10 protein-coding genes and 1 tRNA gene are annotated in these 16,124 nt (G+C 37.6%); 10 read left to right on the top strand and 1 reads right to left on the bottom strand.

The window, feature by feature from the left end; genetic code table 11:
• Positions 1-64: 64 nt before the first annotated feature.
• Positions 65-1,696 (bottom strand): glycoside hydrolase family 13 protein, encoded by a 1,632-nt coding sequence (locus AC2IP4_RS18435; protein ID WP_486310827.1) that lies wholly within the window; start codon positions 1,694-1,696, stop codon positions 65-67.
• Between the two features lie 144 nt (positions 1,697-1,840).
• On the opposite strand from AC2IP4_RS18435, the gene AC2IP4_RS18440 reads away from it, so the two are divergent.
• From AC2IP4_RS18440 to AC2IP4_RS18485, 10 genes are all read left to right on the top strand, one after another.
• Positions 1,841-2,719 (top strand): LysR family transcriptional regulator, encoded by an 879-nt coding sequence (locus AC2IP4_RS18440; protein WP_486307403.1) that lies wholly within the window; start codon positions 1,841-1,843, stop codon positions 2,717-2,719.
• A gap of 106 nt (positions 2,720-2,825) precedes the next feature.
• Positions 2,826-4,004, top strand: coding sequence for an MFS transporter (locus tag AC2IP4_RS18445; protein ID WP_486307404.1), 1,179 nt, complete (start codon positions 2,826-2,828; stop codon positions 4,002-4,004).
• A gap of 63 nt (positions 4,005-4,067) precedes the next feature.
• Positions 4,068-4,346, top strand: a complete 279-nt coding sequence (locus tag AC2IP4_RS18450) for a GNAT family N-acetyltransferase (RefSeq protein ID WP_105055836.1) — start codon at positions 4,068-4,070, stop codon at positions 4,344-4,346.
• Between the two features lie 80 nt (positions 4,347-4,426).
• Positions 4,427-4,771 (top strand): HopJ type III effector protein, encoded by a 345-nt coding sequence (locus AC2IP4_RS18455; RefSeq protein ID WP_105055837.1) that lies wholly within the window; start codon positions 4,427-4,429, stop codon positions 4,769-4,771.
• A 32-nt stretch (positions 4,772-4,803) separates the two neighbouring features.
• Positions 4,804-5,781, top strand: coding sequence for a Gfo/Idh/MocA family protein (locus AC2IP4_RS18460; protein WP_486307405.1), 978 nt, complete (start codon positions 4,804-4,806; stop codon positions 5,779-5,781).
• Positions 5,782-6,059: 278 nt separating this feature from the next.
• Positions 6,060-7,592 (top strand): Na+/H+ antiporter NhaC family protein, encoded by a 1,533-nt coding sequence (locus AC2IP4_RS18465; RefSeq protein WP_486307406.1) that lies wholly within the window; start codon positions 6,060-6,062, stop codon positions 7,590-7,592.
• Between the two features lie 260 nt (positions 7,593-7,852).
• A tRNA-Gly gene (locus AC2IP4_RS18470) sits at positions 7,853-7,927 on the top strand.
• A gap of 554 nt (positions 7,928-8,481) precedes the next feature.
• On the top strand, positions 8,482-10,179 hold the full coding sequence (locus AC2IP4_RS18475) for a hypothetical protein (protein WP_486307407.1): 1,698 nt from the start codon (positions 8,482-8,484) through the stop codon (positions 10,177-10,179).
• A 4-nt stretch (positions 10,180-10,183) separates the two neighbouring features.
• Positions 10,184-11,275, top strand: a complete 1,092-nt coding sequence (locus AC2IP4_RS18480; RefSeq protein WP_486307408.1) for a TolB family protein — start codon at positions 10,184-10,186, stop codon at positions 11,273-11,275.
• Complete coding sequence (locus AC2IP4_RS18485; RefSeq protein WP_486310828.1) at positions 11,275-16,110, top strand: OmpA family protein; 4,836 nt, start codon at positions 11,275-11,277, stop codon at positions 16,108-16,110. Before AC2IP4_RS18480 ends, AC2IP4_RS18485 begins: the two co-directional genes overlap by 1 nt.
• Positions 16,111-16,124 lie beyond the last annotated feature (14 nt).

The following is a 16,124-nucleotide window of genomic DNA, read 5'->3' on the forward strand; positions in this document are numbered from 1 at the left end:
ATCAATAGAAAACTAATCTAATTGATAAGCAATAGGGCGCTACAAGGTGGTTCAATAATGGTAACTACAGTCTTACAACGATACTTTGATAAGGCTTAATCGTCAGTTCTGTATTTAATTGGCTAATAGGTTCTAAGTTAGCAATTAAGCATTCAACTTCTTTGTTCACTAAATGCTCAGGCAGCACTAATAATTGAGATTCAGCCGTAAAGTTATTTAGTACCACTAAATGTTGGTCTTCATCTTTACGCTCATAAGCAAATACCGCTGGGTGATCTTCAAACAGTGGAATGAAATCACCATACACAATTACAGGATTCTGCTTTCTCAGAGCGATCAGTTTTTGATAATGATAGAAAATAGAATCGTTATCTTCTAAAGCAGCAGCAACGTTTATCTCAGGGTAATTTGGATTCAGCTTGATCCAAGGCGATCCTTGAGTAAAACCCGCGTGAGCAGAGCTATCCCAATGCATTGGTGTTCTTGCATTATCACGGCTATTGGCATGAATGCCTTTCATCATGGTTTCATGACTAACGCCAGCTTCTGTTTTTACCTTGTAGAAATTCAGCGTTTCAATGTCCTTGTATTTTTCTAAGGTATCAAACGCCACGTTTGTCATGCCAATCTCTTCACCTTGGAAGATATAAGGTGTGCCTTTTAGTAAATGTAGCGTTGTCGCTAACATCTTCGCAGACTCAACACGATATTGACCATCACAGCCGTATTTAGAAACAACACGCGGTAAATCATGGTTATTCCAAAATAGAGAGTTCCAGCCGTTATTGCTTAACTCAAGTTGCCATTTGATCATCACTTGCTTAAAGGCATTAAGATTTAATGGTTTTGGCTTCCACTTATCTCCGTCTTCCCATAGCAGAGTAATGTGCTCAAACTGAAACACCATTGATAGTTCGTTACGAGCAGGGTTGCTATAAAGCTGTGCTGTTTCTGGTGTTGCGTCCCATGTTTCACCAACGGTTAATAAGTCTTTATTACCAAAGGTTGCTTTATTCATTTGTTGAAGCAGAGGGTGAAGACGTTCGCCGTTGCCAGTAATTTTGTTATCGACTTCTTTACCAATCAAATCAATCACATCTAAACGGAAGCCGCCAATGCCTTGGTCAATCCACCAATTCATCATATCAAACACTTTTTGATGAACCGCAGGGTTCTCCCAGTTTAAGTCGGGCTGACGTTTTGAGAATAAATGGAAATAGTATTGTTGGTTCTCTTCATCCCACTCCCATGCAGTCCCACCAAAGATAGATCCTAAATCACTTGGCGCTTCGCCGTTTTCGCCAGCATCACGCCAGATATAAAAATCACGGTATTCACTGTTTTTATTGCTCTTAGATTCAACAAACCAAGGGTGCTCATCAGAGGTATGGTTAACCACCAAATCCATGACGATTTTAATGCCTCGTTGCTCTGCTTTTTGCATCAGTTCGCGCATATCATCCATGCTACCAAACTCAGCGGCAATGGCTTGATAATCAGAGATATCGTAGCCGTTATCATCCATTGGAGACTGATAAACAGGAGAGAGCCAAATAACGTCGATACCAAGGGTAGTTAAGTAATCGAGTTTGCTGATAATACCTTGTAGATCACCAATGCCATCATTGTTTGAATCACAAAAGCTACGTGGGTAAATTTGATACACCACACTGTTATGCCACCAACGTTTTTCCATTTTGATATCCAATATTCATTAAAGAAAGTAGCGCTAATATAACGAAATTAAATGGGTATGAATAATTGATAATTTGAACTCTGATATAGAAAAAATTTATATCACAGGTATGGTAGAGCTGAAGTTATGATATGGATAATAATCATGGAAAAGCAGTACCGATATTTTTATGAAGTGGCTCGTCAAGGCAGTATTAAAGGTGCTGCGGATAAATTGTTCATTAGTCAACCAACGCTTACTACCGCAATCAAAAAGCTTGAAGATTTACTTGGGACGCTTTTGTTTCATCGAAAGTCTAAAGGGGTCGAATTAACCAGTGCTGGCTGGGTGTATTATCGTTATGTTCAAGATATTTATGAAAAACATGGCCAGATGATGCATCAATTATCTGATATGAAAGCTCGTAGCCAAGGAAAGATAAAAATAGGGATTGGTGAAGCGTGGTGGGAATGTTTTGCGGCTGATGTGATTAAACAATTTATCGAAACAAACCCTAAAAATTCACTTTATATTGAATTTGGAAATGGTCTGTCGATGTTAAGTCATTTACTCAATGGTGATATTGATCTCTTTATAGGTCATGAGATAGAAAATATTGATTCTCGTAACCGAGTGCGTTTTATTCCCTTATTCACAGAGCGTGAAGCCTTATATGTTCGAAAAGGGCATCCATTACTGAATAACAGAGAGTTGAGCCGACATGATTACCCACAGATAAAAGTAACGCCGGATCATAGCCGAGATGGAAAGGTTCTGAATGATAAAGGGGCTGAAACGTTTGCAATTAAAGCACAGCAAGCCAAAGTTGTTTATGAATTGGACTCGTTAAAAGCCAGCATTGATATGCTTAAGATGAGTGATGCGATTATGCCTTATACTGATAAGATTAAAGACAAAATGAAGCAGCAGAGCATTGCGACGTTACCAATGACAGAGCACCGACAAGGTGTAGTAGGAGTTTATTCAAATACCGAAGTGTTGTCTGAAAATATGGAGTATTTGGTGAGCTTATTTAAGCAATAAACAGGGGGAGTAGGTAAATAAAGTAAAGATCATTATAAGATGAACTAGAATTAATTAAATATATGCTATTGTATCGATAATATAAACATTAATGAGAGTCACTACCATGTCGAGCACTGCTCATTGGAGAAATCCAAAAACCTTTCTTATTTTAATCTCGATTGTCGTTCCGATTGCGTTTTCGGCATGGAGTGCCTTGCTGAATAACTTCGTTATCGAAAAAGCTGCCTTTACAGGTGCAGATATTGGTTTATTGCAAAGCGTGCGTGAGATCCCTGGATTTCTAGCTTTTACTGCTGTTTTCGTCCTTCTTTTTCTTCGTGAACAAAAATTCATGATCCTCTCTTTGAGCATGTTGGCTGTCGGTGTTGCTATTACGGGGTTCTTCCCTAGTGTATATGGTCTATTGTGTACTACGTTATTAATGTCGACGGGCTTTCACTACTTTGAGACTTTAAAGCAATCATTATCACTGCAATGGTTTACCAAAGAAGAAGCGCCTGAGATGTTAGGCAAACTCATATCAGTTGGCGCATTGGCCTCATTATGTACATATGGTGCGTTGTGGATATTGCTTGAAGTGATACAGCTAGAGTTTAAATGGATTTACTTAATTGCAGGCTCTGTTGCTCTCTCTATCATTATATTTATGTGGCTTGCTTTCCCTGAATTTAAAAGTGAAACGCCTCAAACTAAGAAATTAGTATTACGTAAACGCTACTGGTTATATTACGCATTAACCTTCATGAGTGGTGCTCGTCGTCAAATATTCACGGTCTTTGCTGGTTTCTTAATGGTAGAAAAGTTTGGTTATTCTGCTGCTGATATCACCTTATTGTTCCTTGCTAACTACGCATTTAATTGGCTATTTGCTAAAAAAATAGGACGTTGGATTGGTGTTGTCGGTGAGCGTAAAGCGCTGATGTTTGAATATGTAGGTTTGATTTGTGTGTTTGTTGGTTATGCTGTAGTGCAAACTGCCGAAATTGCGACGGCTTTATACATTATTGATCATCTATTCTTCGCGCTAGCGCTTGCTATTAAAACGTATTTCCAAAAAATTGCGGATCCTGCTGATATGGCATCTACTGCTGGTGTGGCATTTACGATAAATCATATAGCTGCGGTCATTATTCCGGTAAGTTTTGGTTTGATATGGTTAGTGTCTCCTGCTGCGGTATTTTATGTAGGGGCGGGAATGGCATTATTATCCTTAATATTGTCTTTAAATATTCCTCAGGCACCTACTGAAGGAAATGAGACTCGCATTTTGAAGTGGAACTGATTAAAGTAGAGCCATAGTGTATAAAAATGACATAACATACAGATTAATTAGAAGGAATTATGTATGAATGCAATTACTCATGATTCTAATAACAAATGCTATTTAATTACTCTAGAAGGTAATGCTGTAGCAAAAGTTTATTATGAAAAGAAAGGGAATATTTTGGATGTGATAAGCACTCGTATTCCTGATGAGTTGCAAGGTAGGGGTTATGGAAAAGTGATGATGGAATCGTTTCTCTCAGAAATGAAAACATCTAACTTGCAGATAGTTCCTGTTTGTTCTTATGTCGTGCATTACATGAATAAGAACGAGCAATGGCAGTTCTTACTGGCAAAATAATTAAATAATGTAAAGCCTAGTTCAATTGAGCTAGGCTTTATTTTTATCCACCAAATTGAACAGAAACAAGGATGGAACAGATGTCTTTACACACGTTTATTGAAAGGTTAAATATACAACCAGAATTGGTCGAGTTTGCAGACACCATGTCAGTAATTGAGGCTAATTATGATTTTACGCCAACGGAGTTTTCTAATGGAAATACCGTTAATGAAGCAGGGCAGAACAGTGGTTCGTGTAAGATCTTTGCTTTTGCTCAATTAAATCAATTAACAGTTGAACAAACGTTGACTTGCTTCGGTCAATATTATCGTGAAGATGTATTACAAAACCCAACTAATGATGATCACCAAAATATTCGTAACTTTATGGTGACGGGTTGGAGTGGTGTTCAATTTAAAAGTGAAGCATTAAGAAGCAAATAAAAACACACAGAAACCAATAAAGAGAGACCATAATGATAAAACTTGCTGTTATTGGAACAAGCTGGATTACCGAACGTTTTATTGCGGGGGCGATAGCGTCAGGAAAATATGAATTAAAAGCGGTGTATTCTCGTTCATTAGAACAAGCAAAAGCCTTTGCAGAGAAGTTTGCCGTAGAACTTACTTTTGATCACTTAGATAAATTGGCTGAATGCAGTGAGATTGATGCGGTATATATCGCGAGCCCTAACTCTTGTCATGCGCCACAATCTATTCAAATGATGAAGCAAGGTAAGCACGTTATTTGTGAAAAACCTATGGCATCTAACTACGCCTTGGCACAACAGGCGTATCAAACGGCAGAAGAGAATAATGTGGTTCTGTTTGAAGCATTTATGTCTCCATACTTACCTAACTTTCAAATAATCAAAGCGCAACTACCAAGCTTAGGAACAATCAGAAAGGCCCATATCACTTATTGTCAGTATTCTTCACGCTACCCTAAGTATTTGAATGGTGAAAATCCGAATACCTTCAATCCTGATTTTTCCAATGGCTCAATTATGGATATTGGTTTTTATTGTATTGGCTCAATGATTGAATTGTTTGGTGAGCCAACATCAATTCAAGCACAAGCGCATTTATTAGAATCAGGTGTTGATGGTAACGGCAGCATTATTTGCGGCTATGATGGCTTTGATGTGGTTGTGATGCACTCTAAAACCAGTGATTCTTATGTACCTAGCGAGATCCAAGGTGAGAATGGTGCAATCTTGGCTGACATGATTTCGATTGGTGAGAAAGTAATTAAAATCAATCGTGGTGGAGAAACAGAAAACTTAACTGTAGAGCAGAACTCAAATCCAATGTTCTATGAAGCGCTTAAATTTGCAGAGCAAGTAGAAGTGAATCAAATAGATAAACATGCGGTTGAGCGCTCATTGTTGATTTCAAAAGTAACCACTGAGATCCGTAAACAAACGGGCGTTGTGTTTCCTGCAGACAGTTAACTATTTCTAGCTAAAAATCTTAAATAAAAAAGCCGAATGAGAGTAAATCATTCGGCTTTTTTGTGCCTAACATATTTTAAATATTAATGATTTCCAATGCCTTTATTTATATATCGGATGGGTATCTTTTTTGTGTTAATGACTGAATTATTGTAAGAAAATCGTTAATTTTAAAGAGTGGGTTTTTTAGTGTTTACATAATCATTGTAAATATATATAGTCATAAATAATGAATTTATATTTAATTTGTTTTATGCGGTAGCAAAAGGAATATCGTTATGGACCAGACAGACATTACCTCCCTAATACCCATTGTCATTACACTCTTTATTTCACTTACAACAAAAAATGTTGCAGTGGGTTTGTTTGCCGGAGTTCTTAGCGGGGTTGCTATGATTAATGGATTATTTACTCATGCCGACCCATTAGAAACGTTTGGTGTAATGATAAAAAGTTATATATCTCCACAACTAACGGACAGCTACAATGCTGGCGTTATTGTACTGCTTGTCTTTATTGGTGGCTTTGTTGCATTGATGGAGAAGTCTGGTGGTGGTTATGCATTTGCAGATAAAGTCACTGTATGGGTTAAGAGCAAGTTTCAAGCCCAAACCTCAGCGTGGTTAGGTGGAATTATTATTTTCTTCTCTGATTTAGGTACACCTTTAATTGTCGGTCCTGTTTTTCGTCCTCTTTTCGACAAATTAAAAGTATCTCGTCAAAAACTGGCTTTTATTATTGATTCAACATCTTCTCCCGTTGCTATCTTGATCCCATTTATTGGATGGGGTGTTTATATCATGGGATTAATTCAAAAAGAATTTACCGCTTTACATGTTGAATTATCCGATTGGGATGCCTTTATCGGTGCGATCCCATTCCAGTTTTATGCAATTTTAGCAATTGCGATAGTTCCTCTTGTTGCATTTAAAAAATTGGATTTTGGTCCGATGGCAAAAGCAGAAAATGCCGCTGAAAAAGGTGAAATACACGTATCATCAGAAGCATCTAAAGAAATATTCACGCATAAAAATGCAAAAGCCTCATTCGTATGGGCACCATTACTTGTTATGGGATTGGTTCTGAGTTTTATGCTTGTGCCTTTAGGATTCCCGTTTGAAAAAGTCTCTGGTTCTGTTTTTCGTTCTGCCTTATCAACCGCTTATTTCTTTGCTGCTGCCACGTTAATTTGTTTAATGGCTCTTTATAAAGTAAGAGGGTGGTCGGAAGGAATATCAGTTTATATGAAAGGCATGGGTAATATGATGCAAGTAGCGATCATCTTAATCCTTGCATGGTCATTAAGTTCTGTTGGTAAAGAGCTGGGCACTGCGGCTTATATTGCAGAGCAAGCTCAAAGTGGTTTTCCTAATTGGTTAGTTCCGGCGGTTGCATTCTTATTAGCTGCAATCATTTCCTTTGCCACTGGCTCATCGTGGGGAACGTTCGCAATTATGATGCCTTTAGTTATTCCAACGGCTCTAGCGATTGATGCGCCATTATACGCTTGTATTGGTGCTGTGTTATCTGGTGGCTTATTTGGTGACCATTGCTCCCCAATATCTGAAACGACTATTTTATCATCAACAGGGGCTGGTTGTGATCAGTTTGAGCATTTTAGAACTCAACTGCCTTATGCATTATTAAACGGTAGCATCGCTTTGGTTAGTTTTGTTATCGCGGGTCTTGTTGAGAGTCCATTAATTTTTGTATTAGCTTTGATTGCACAGACGACTTTGGTGTTTATATTAGCGAGATTAACTCCTGTTAATACTATCAATAAAAATAAACTTGTGATCAGATTAGGTTAGTCTTTTATCTATTATTGCTGCAGCCACCTGCTATTGAATTAAAATCTAAGCAATTTTTTGTAATGACGCACAGTAAGCATCGTCCACATTACCTAATGAGAAAACAGGGTAGCGGTGCTTACTATTTATACCTGTTATATGGTGTGAGATGTGAAAATTTGTAACTTATGCTTAAATATCATGCAATCAATTAGTTAAGTGTAAAAAAAGGCTTTACCTCTGCGCTCAGTATGGCATTATCTATCTCGTTCCAACGATGTGCGTACATCGTATAATGGCTATTACCTCAGCCTTCCAAGCTGATGATGCGGGTTCGATTCCCGCTGTACGCTCCAATCTCTTTTTATCCTCCTCAAGAGATTGTTCCTATTTTAATATTCCAACTCATTGAAAATTAAGCGCTTAGTGGCGTGTTTTGTTGTATCTGGAATTTGATCTAGTACTGAGCTTTTGTAGTAACACCAATGTAACTAACTAGATGATCTATTATTACGCAGGAAAATCACTTATAGAGTAAGGCAAAAATTTTTAATAAGTAGTTATTCTACAATAATAATTTTTAACGCAACTATTGAGTGATTTAGCCAGTAATAATGTTCAGATAATTATAGGTATAAGAATAAACTTTAGCAGAATATCCCACTACGAGCTCTTTGGTTAAAGTGTCTGGATTTTTAGACTATTCGCTAACGTTGGTGGTGGTTTTCTGTGCTAAATATCACATTTAGAGTGTTCATTATTTTAAATCAGACTTTAATTTCAGCAAGTGATTGAATGAATTTATAAATATCAGTAAAATCTACAAACCAAATCGTTATACCTAAGCCTTATCAGCTTAAATATCACTACAACCAATATTGAAATTTTGTTAATGGTTGTGGAGACCTACATGCATTTTACTTGCAAACTTATTCCTAGCCTCTCTTTATCACACCAAGAGCTAGAGTATATTCTCACTCCTGACGAGGTCGTTAGGCTGCTTTCTCGTGAGAAAAATTCACAAAATATTGTAAAGTCACTCCCATCTCCGTTAAGGGAATCTTTAGCGCTTTCTTCTACAAAAAATACGCATTCATTATTGACCGCTTTAAACCAAAAATTGGTAAAAGGTGAGTGGATAGCAGTATCGACAGCAAAGCGAACTAAACCGCTATCAGATACTCAACTCGTTCAATACCCGCAGTTAAACAAACACATGGCGCGAGTGAGTGAGACTCAATCTACAAAGTATGTAAAAGCAAACTTTCAAGCTGTCACTGATGATATTGTGTTATCTCGTAGCCTTCAATATAACCCAGTAGAACTAACACCAGAGCATAAAATCGTGGTGGAGTTCGCAGGACAGTGGCCAAATAATGCGGCTTCTTTGTTGCTTGCTAAGTCTGATGAACTAAAAGAAAAAATAACCAAACCAAGAGCCGATATTCATGCTGCTCATCGCAGTATCGCCATTTTTAAAGATTTAGAGCCAGAGCCAAGAAACCTTTACCTCACCATTCCAATGAATGGCACGCCACAACCCTTAAAATTACTGCTTGCCGAAAACGTTCAACCTGTTGAGAAAAAAACAAAGATGGATGAATGGGATAATGTGTTAGTGCCAGTGGTACCAATGAAGAAGGAAGGAGAAGAATATTCTTTATACCGAAGCGGTTTCTTTTATGTTATTTGGAATGGCAAAGTATGGCGAGAAATTACGATTGATTCTAATGGTTACTTTTGTGATCTCGATATTCAGCATGAACGAAAAGAGCCATTGGCCACGCGACATGTAAATATAAATGCGTCTGAGTTTTTTCCTGAAGCGAATGTGTCTTTTGAGACGTTTGAATTATATCAGCAAGGGCAAAAGGTATTTTCTGGAGAACTGGATATTTGCGAACAAGCAAGGGTATTTAACCTGCTCGCAGAAGAGGTCGAGCTAAAATTTGTTGATTTTGAGCATGATGAGATTTTACTTGAAACGCATGAAAGTCCAATAAAAAATCAAGCGTCTAATGAACGTGAAGCAATGAGTTATCCAATGCCTCATGTCTGGTTACCTTATAAAATTTTAGGCGAGGTACAGACTGATTGTTATGTGAGTTATAGCCAAGCGGCATTATCTGATACAGAGATAAGCTCACTAGAATCTAATTATGCCAATATCGCGGTATCCATTGAGGAAATGTCGGTTTATAGCCAGCAACAAGCGTTTGATGGAGAGCATATTTATACACTTCCTATGGCAAAAAATACCTCATTTGGTTCTCATATTATCAACGAGCAGAATGGTAGTAACATTGCAGCAATCACTGTGATGCCACCAAAAAATCAAATCACATTACGTTACCGTATTTGTAGCACGACAGACCAACCTGATGATTTCTTTATGTTAAGGAATGAAGAGGAAGAATGGTCACAGAAAGTTTATTTCAGACAAGCAAAAGCCGATGATGAAGGCTTCTTAAACCTTTCTTTTTCTGGTTGGCCAAAAGAAGTTGAAGAAGTGGATATTCTTCGCGGCGCGAGTGCTGACTTAGGGACAACAGAATACGAATTATCCGTTTTGAAAACAAAAATTAAAATTTCAGAATTAATAGGCTAGAACAATGAAAAAAATACTATTACTCGCACTATTTAGCATCACTCTAATGGGGTGTAATGACCCTGAAAGTGTGGCAGCAGAAGCGGCTCAATTAAGAGCAGAGCAACACCCAGATCGTACCTATGTGGGTGAGAGTAACTATTACACCATGGAAAGCAGTGGTGACATTCAATTCACGACAAAAAAAGATTTAAAAGTAATGTATCAAGACTTTCCTCGTTACTTTATTGAAAAAGCAAAAGAGTGGCCAAAAGAAGATCTCAATGACGCTAGCTCATACGATTTACCGCGTTTTCAATTTGCGTGGGCGAACTCAAGCTCAAAAGATGAATATGAGAGTGGGGTTAAGATTTGGAGTATGAAAACCGATGGCACTGATTTACGTTTGGTAACGGATGCCACCATTGGTTTTGCATCTATTCGTAATTTAGCTCGTTCACCAAATAATCGTTACGTTGCTTGGGCTGGCTCCGGTGGTCAGAAAGGTGTGTATGATTTAAAAACGGGTAAGGTGACAGTTGTACAGAAGACTACTTCTCCACTTAATATGCTTTGGTCTGAAGACAGCCGTTATTTGTATCATGAGAGATATCGTAATCGTTATTCTCGTTGGGATTCTGAGACTGGTGAAATTAATGAGATTGATTTTAAAATTCGTACTGAAGCAGTTCTAACTGAAGATAAAATTATCAAAGTCACCGATGCCGCAGTTGTGGGTTATAACTTAAAGACAAATGAACGTTTATTTGTTTTAAGTTCAGACCGATCATTAAGTGATAAAGAAAGAATTTTTAGAGTTAAATCTATTAGTCCAACAGGACGTTTTGCATGGGGTTCAAATCAAAGTTTTGCTTGGATGTTTGATACTAAAGAATTAACTGTTAAGCAAATGACCACAGACTATACGCCAGCTCAAATTTTAGGGAAAGATGCTCATTTTAGTGCATTAGATAGTTTTGCTAAAGTTAGAATTGTTGATCGCGTTGGAGATCGTGTGTGGTCATGGCGTGCATTTTATTATGGGGCGCTATCTGGCGACGCTATTTTATATAATGGATTAGCAAATAATGGCTTATGGTTTAAGGAGGGCAAGTAATGTCTACCTTAAAAACCTATGATCACGGAATTTATTTATTAGGGGCTTACTTTACAAGTTATCTAGATGAAGAGGGGCAGAAGGTTGAAACAACCTGGCATCAATCATCTGATGTAACTGAGGCTGATGATTTGTGCAATGTTCGCCCAATTCCTTTTACGCCTGTTTTGGTTGATGATGCTGAAAAGCCAGTATTATGGGGCACGAATAAAGACGGTTTATTATGTCAGTTGGGTTATTTTGATGAGAATACAGCACCTGAAGCCGTAGCAAAAAAACAAACCTTTTTGCGTCATAAGCAACCATTAACGGTTAGTGAGTTAAATTTAGATAAACCATATTCATTAATGTTTCCGCCATTAAATGTGATTGGACAACTGGCTGAAACACACTCCAACGTTAAAGCGTTAAACGATTCACTAAAAGATATTTATTCCAATAAATTAAACACGGAAGAAAAATATTCTAAATTAATTGAATTTACTATCAGTAAAATAAGTGTTGAGCAGTTAGCAGGGCCCTATAAAGAGTTCGATAAGCCGCTGACAGATGAGCAGAATGACTACAATGTTTGGTATGACAAAATTAAAGCGAGTGACGTAACAGAAATTCAAGGCATCATTACTCCTGCTTTTCACTCAGTTGGGGTGGTGTTTAGCAGTGATTTGTATGTGGGGGCAGAGGTTTCTCTTATTCAAGTGAAATCAAAACAAGACAATTCAGGTGAAGTAGAAAAAGTCTTGGCCACGAGTTTTGTCACTAAACCTGATCCAAGTGATGATAAAACAAATAACCCAGAAGATTATAAGAAAATAACACCTAGTGTCGTGTTTAATTTTGATCCTAAATTGATTGATGATGGTTATTTTCTGCTTCGCACGCGTTTTTGGGTTGAAGAATATTTAGAACGACAGAAAGCAATTTTAGATGAAGGTATAGAAGCTACTTTTCCTGATTCAGTAAAGCAAGGGCAACTAAAATTTGAAGCTAGTATTGAGCATCCTGACAGCAAAACGGTGCAAGACGTCTATACTTATGAGTTGCATGAAAAAGTCACTTTTAAACCAATAAGCGGTTTTGGTAAGTTGGCGATGGTATGTGGTGATTTGATCTCGCTTGAAGAGTGTCTAATTTATCAATATCCAACGGCACTACCTAGCTATTCTGATTTTATAACACAGCAAGGAAATACAGTGGCGTTGAAAGGCACTGGTGTCGCCACGCTTGGTGTTGCATCCGCAGTGCAAAAGACAGCGCAATCTTACGCTCAAGGTTTTGCGACAAAAGGCATTGGTGTATTTGGTGATTTATCTAGCCAACAAATTGCAACTAGTGTGGCAAAAAATATTTGGGGTAAATTAACCGTTGAGGGTGTTTTACCAGAGCCGCTTACTGCTGGGGCGAGTTTCTTGTTTGGGTTGCAATCGGTCAAAGAGGCGCGTGATGCGTTTACTGATGCAGTTAAGCTCACCGAAAGAGTTCAACGATTTAATTTAACTGCTCCACAAACTTTTGGAAGAATGGTGCGTAACGGTTTTGCTAATAAAACGTTTATGCAGAACGCGCTAAAAGAGATGAAAGAAAACTTTCAAGAGCATGGGACATCCGTTAGTACTCGAAACCTTGCGGCAAGTTGGTTTGAAGGAAGTGCTTATACAAAATTGGCTAAAGGCTTACCTATTATAGACAGTATTGGCAGTATGTATGATTTTTATCAGCTAGTAGATAAACAAGGAGAATTAGAGAAACAATCGACTAAAGAACAAGAAAACTTTGATAATGCAACCACTGATTATTTGCAAAAAATTGTGATGGTAAAAGCCGAGGCGGACTGGACTAAGCAGCTTTCAGATGCCACTAAGGTTTTGAATAATGACGGTAAGGAGCAAATAGCGCGTATTATTACGCAAGGCTCTCGTGCGATTATTCATATTAACTTCAAATTTAATTCGTCGGAGCTACCAAATACAGGTACGACATTACGTAGTGATATCGATAAAGTTTGTGAGAAAATTGCAGAACTACTAAAAACACACCCAGATTATCGAATTCAAATCGATGGGCACGCAGGGCGAATTGGCAGTGATAAGGCGAATAAGACGATTGCTGAGGATCGCGCGAAACAAGTTGAGCAGGCAATTTTAGATAAAGCAAAAGAAGATAACACATTACCTGAGCGTATTATTACTTTGTCACATGGCAACACTCAACCAATAAGTGCAGGCAACGCTAAAGTTGCTATGAGTGAAACTGGGGACGATTCAGCGTTAGCGGAAGATAGACGTGTTGAAATAAGCCTATTGCCTCCAACCTACTCATTAGCTTTACCTCCTAGCCGAACGGGTATGATTGACTTAGAGAAAGTTCGTCAAGCAAAACAGGCGATTGATGTTGGGTTAGATAATAATCAAAAAGAGCAAATATCAGCAGTATTCAACTCTTTAATGGGGGTGGCAATGTTAACCCCTATCGCCCCTGTCGCGGCTGGGGTTATGTTAATTAAAGAGGGTGCTACTATTGCAGACAGTGGGTTAAGCTTTTTAGATTCAATATTAACAGAAGGGGCTTATAAGGATTTTAAAGCCAAATATAAGAACGTTAATGAGCTAAACCAGTTAGGTAAAATTCACATTGAAGTATTGCAACAGTATCGTGGGTTTAAGGTAAAAATTGAACAGCAGTTAACAAAAAAAGAAGAGGTAGAAGCGTTTCTAAAGGCGAATAAAACATCAGAAGAATTACAAAAACGTTTCTTACTTCGAGCTTTGGCGTTAAATGGTTTAATTGAATTGCTTGCCAGAATATCGCTAGGGAGTAGCTCAAATAGTGATTATAAAAAAGAACTCATAAGTGATCGAGTTCAAGACTACATAGCAACTTATATTCTTAATGATAATTGGGAAGCCCCTTTGTCGTCTTACAATACCATGGCTCAGAATTGGCTTAACCGAGTAAGAGATGATAAAACTGGCGCATCACAAGCACGTTCTTTCTTTGTGGAATATGCCAATAAGAATAAGAAAGCAACATTGGATGAAGCAACGAAACATTTAGTTAAACGAGCTAAAATTCAAGGTACGTTTAATACCGGGTTCCCTGTGCAAACCAGTTTGTATATGGATGATAAAGAGAATGGTTTTGTTGATTTTGCTAAGTTGTTTGACAATACCGCTCAAGATGTAAAATCAGACGATATTGGTTTTAGTCGTTTATTGGTGCTTAACGATCGAGATGATGATAAATCATGGATGCCTTATTCAAAGTGGAAAGAAGAAGGTAAAACAAAGTGTATTACGCCATTTACTCGTGTTAAGTTACAAGTTGTATTGACCAAAGACGCGTCAGAAGATGCGAAGAAATTCTTTAAAGCAACATTAAGCTATGGTTGTGATCGTGGCTGGCTTGATGTTGATGGCCCTCAATATCAAGTCTTGTTATCAGCAAAAGAAGTGTCTGATTTAACCGTGTGTGGGCCATCAGATAAAGAATTGACGTCATACTACACACAGCAATTAGGCGATGATTATGCAGCGGATAAAGACGAAAAACAAACGTTAACCGCTGTTGAATTTGAACCAACCTATTGGTTCGGTGAGTATGAAATCCCCGGACTTAAACCTCTGTTTTCTGGTTATTGGTATGAAAATTTTGATACGTGGAAACAAGATGGTAAATACAAAGCTCTGTCGTATTTTTTTAAGCTTAATCAGCATAAAGTTTCGATAGAAAAACTGGATGTTGGTGGCGTGCTTTACGATATGAGCAATATTCACTATGGTATTGATGACAACAGTACCTATGGAAGTGTTGATGCATCAACTAAACCGTTATATCTCTTTGATGGGTTAGGTAATAAAAGTGCGGTAATTAATGAAGCTGATTTGCTCGTTGAAAGCTTTGTTAAAGCTAATGAAAGTAGTAAAGGTGCAGGTAAAAAGCCCTATATAGAAGGAAATATCACATCGGTTGCGGCGTTAAATATAGGAAATAAATTTGAATGGTTTGATAAACAAAAGCCAATTAGTTCTCAACAGTTTGATTGGAGTAAAGAGCAACCAGCATCGATTTATGTGGCTTTATTAGCAGATAAAGATAACCGTGAAGATTATAAGAGTATTGGTTTCAATCTTGATAAGATCACTATGCAGCTAAAGTTAAGTATTGAAGAGCAAAACTCTACTTCTCTGTTTAAAGATAATGCAAAAGGACCAAGTTACTTTAACTCTCTTCATCATGTAATGGATATTAGTTATAAAGTAGATATTGATCGCCGCACTGAATTGTTTACCTATAGTAACATTAAATCGAAAGTCGTTGAATTAAATATAAAGAGTGAAAATCAGAGTGAATTATTAAACTTTGCATCACTGGTCGTTGAGCAAGTTAAACAAACGCCTGATTTTGTTTTAAACCAGACCGCATTAGCATCGAAAAAACTCTATATCATGAAATTTGATCTGGATTATATCTCTCCAACAGGAAGAAAGGTCAAAGGATTAAGACCATTTGGGCCGATATTGGATGATAAGAACGATGAGATTTATTCTTCTGAATTACGTCTTTTGGGATTATACCAAGAAGGTATTGATAAGGGGGAGAGTAAATACTTTTCAGGTTCTCCATTAGCGATAACATTGCCAAAAAGTGAGAGCTTTTATGAGGAAGGTTTACCTTGGACTCAAGAGGGAGATAAATCAGCTAGCTTAGACATATCAGCACAAGCTAAATGGAAAGAACTGGATAAAGATAAAGAGAAGCAGAAAAAATGGTTGAAAGATTGGATAAAAGATAAGGCTGAAACTCGATCGGCGCCATCAGATCAAGGTATAAGTTAATTTCGAATAAAAAA

It is taken from the genome of Aliivibrio thorii, assembly GCF_057368585.1.

What these genes read in the sequence shown, in the direction of transcription:
- AC2IP4_RS18480 (WP_486307408.1), top strand. Translation starts at nt 10,184, where the DNA reads ATGAAAAAAATACTATTACTCGCACTATTTAGCATCACTCTAATGGGG.
- AC2IP4_RS18450 (WP_105055836.1), top strand. Translation starts at nt 4,068, where the DNA reads ATGAATGCAATTACTCATGATTCTAATAACAAATGCTATTTAATTACT.
- AC2IP4_RS18460 (WP_486307405.1), top strand. Translation starts at nt 4,804, where the DNA reads ATGATAAAACTTGCTGTTATTGGAACAAGCTGGATTACCGAACGTTTT.
- AC2IP4_RS18440 (WP_486307403.1), top strand. Translation starts at nt 1,841, where the DNA reads ATGGAAAAGCAGTACCGATATTTTTATGAAGTGGCTCGTCAAGGCAGT.
- AC2IP4_RS18485 (WP_486310828.1), top strand. Translation starts at nt 11,275, where the DNA reads ATGTCTACCTTAAAAACCTATGATCACGGAATTTATTTATTAGGGGCT.
- AC2IP4_RS18435 (WP_486310827.1), bottom strand. Translation starts at nt 1,696, where the DNA reads ATGGAAAAACGTTGGTGGCATAACAGTGTGGTGTATCAAATTTACCCA.
- AC2IP4_RS18445 (WP_486307404.1), top strand. Translation starts at nt 2,826, where the DNA reads ATGTCGAGCACTGCTCATTGGAGAAATCCAAAAACCTTTCTTATTTTA.
- AC2IP4_RS18455 (WP_105055837.1), top strand. Translation starts at nt 4,427, where the DNA reads ATGTCTTTACACACGTTTATTGAAAGGTTAAATATACAACCAGAATTG.
- AC2IP4_RS18475 (WP_486307407.1), top strand. Translation starts at nt 8,482, where the DNA reads ATGCATTTTACTTGCAAACTTATTCCTAGCCTCTCTTTATCACACCAA.
- AC2IP4_RS18465 (WP_486307406.1), top strand. Translation starts at nt 6,060, where the DNA reads ATGGACCAGACAGACATTACCTCCCTAATACCCATTGTCATTACACTC.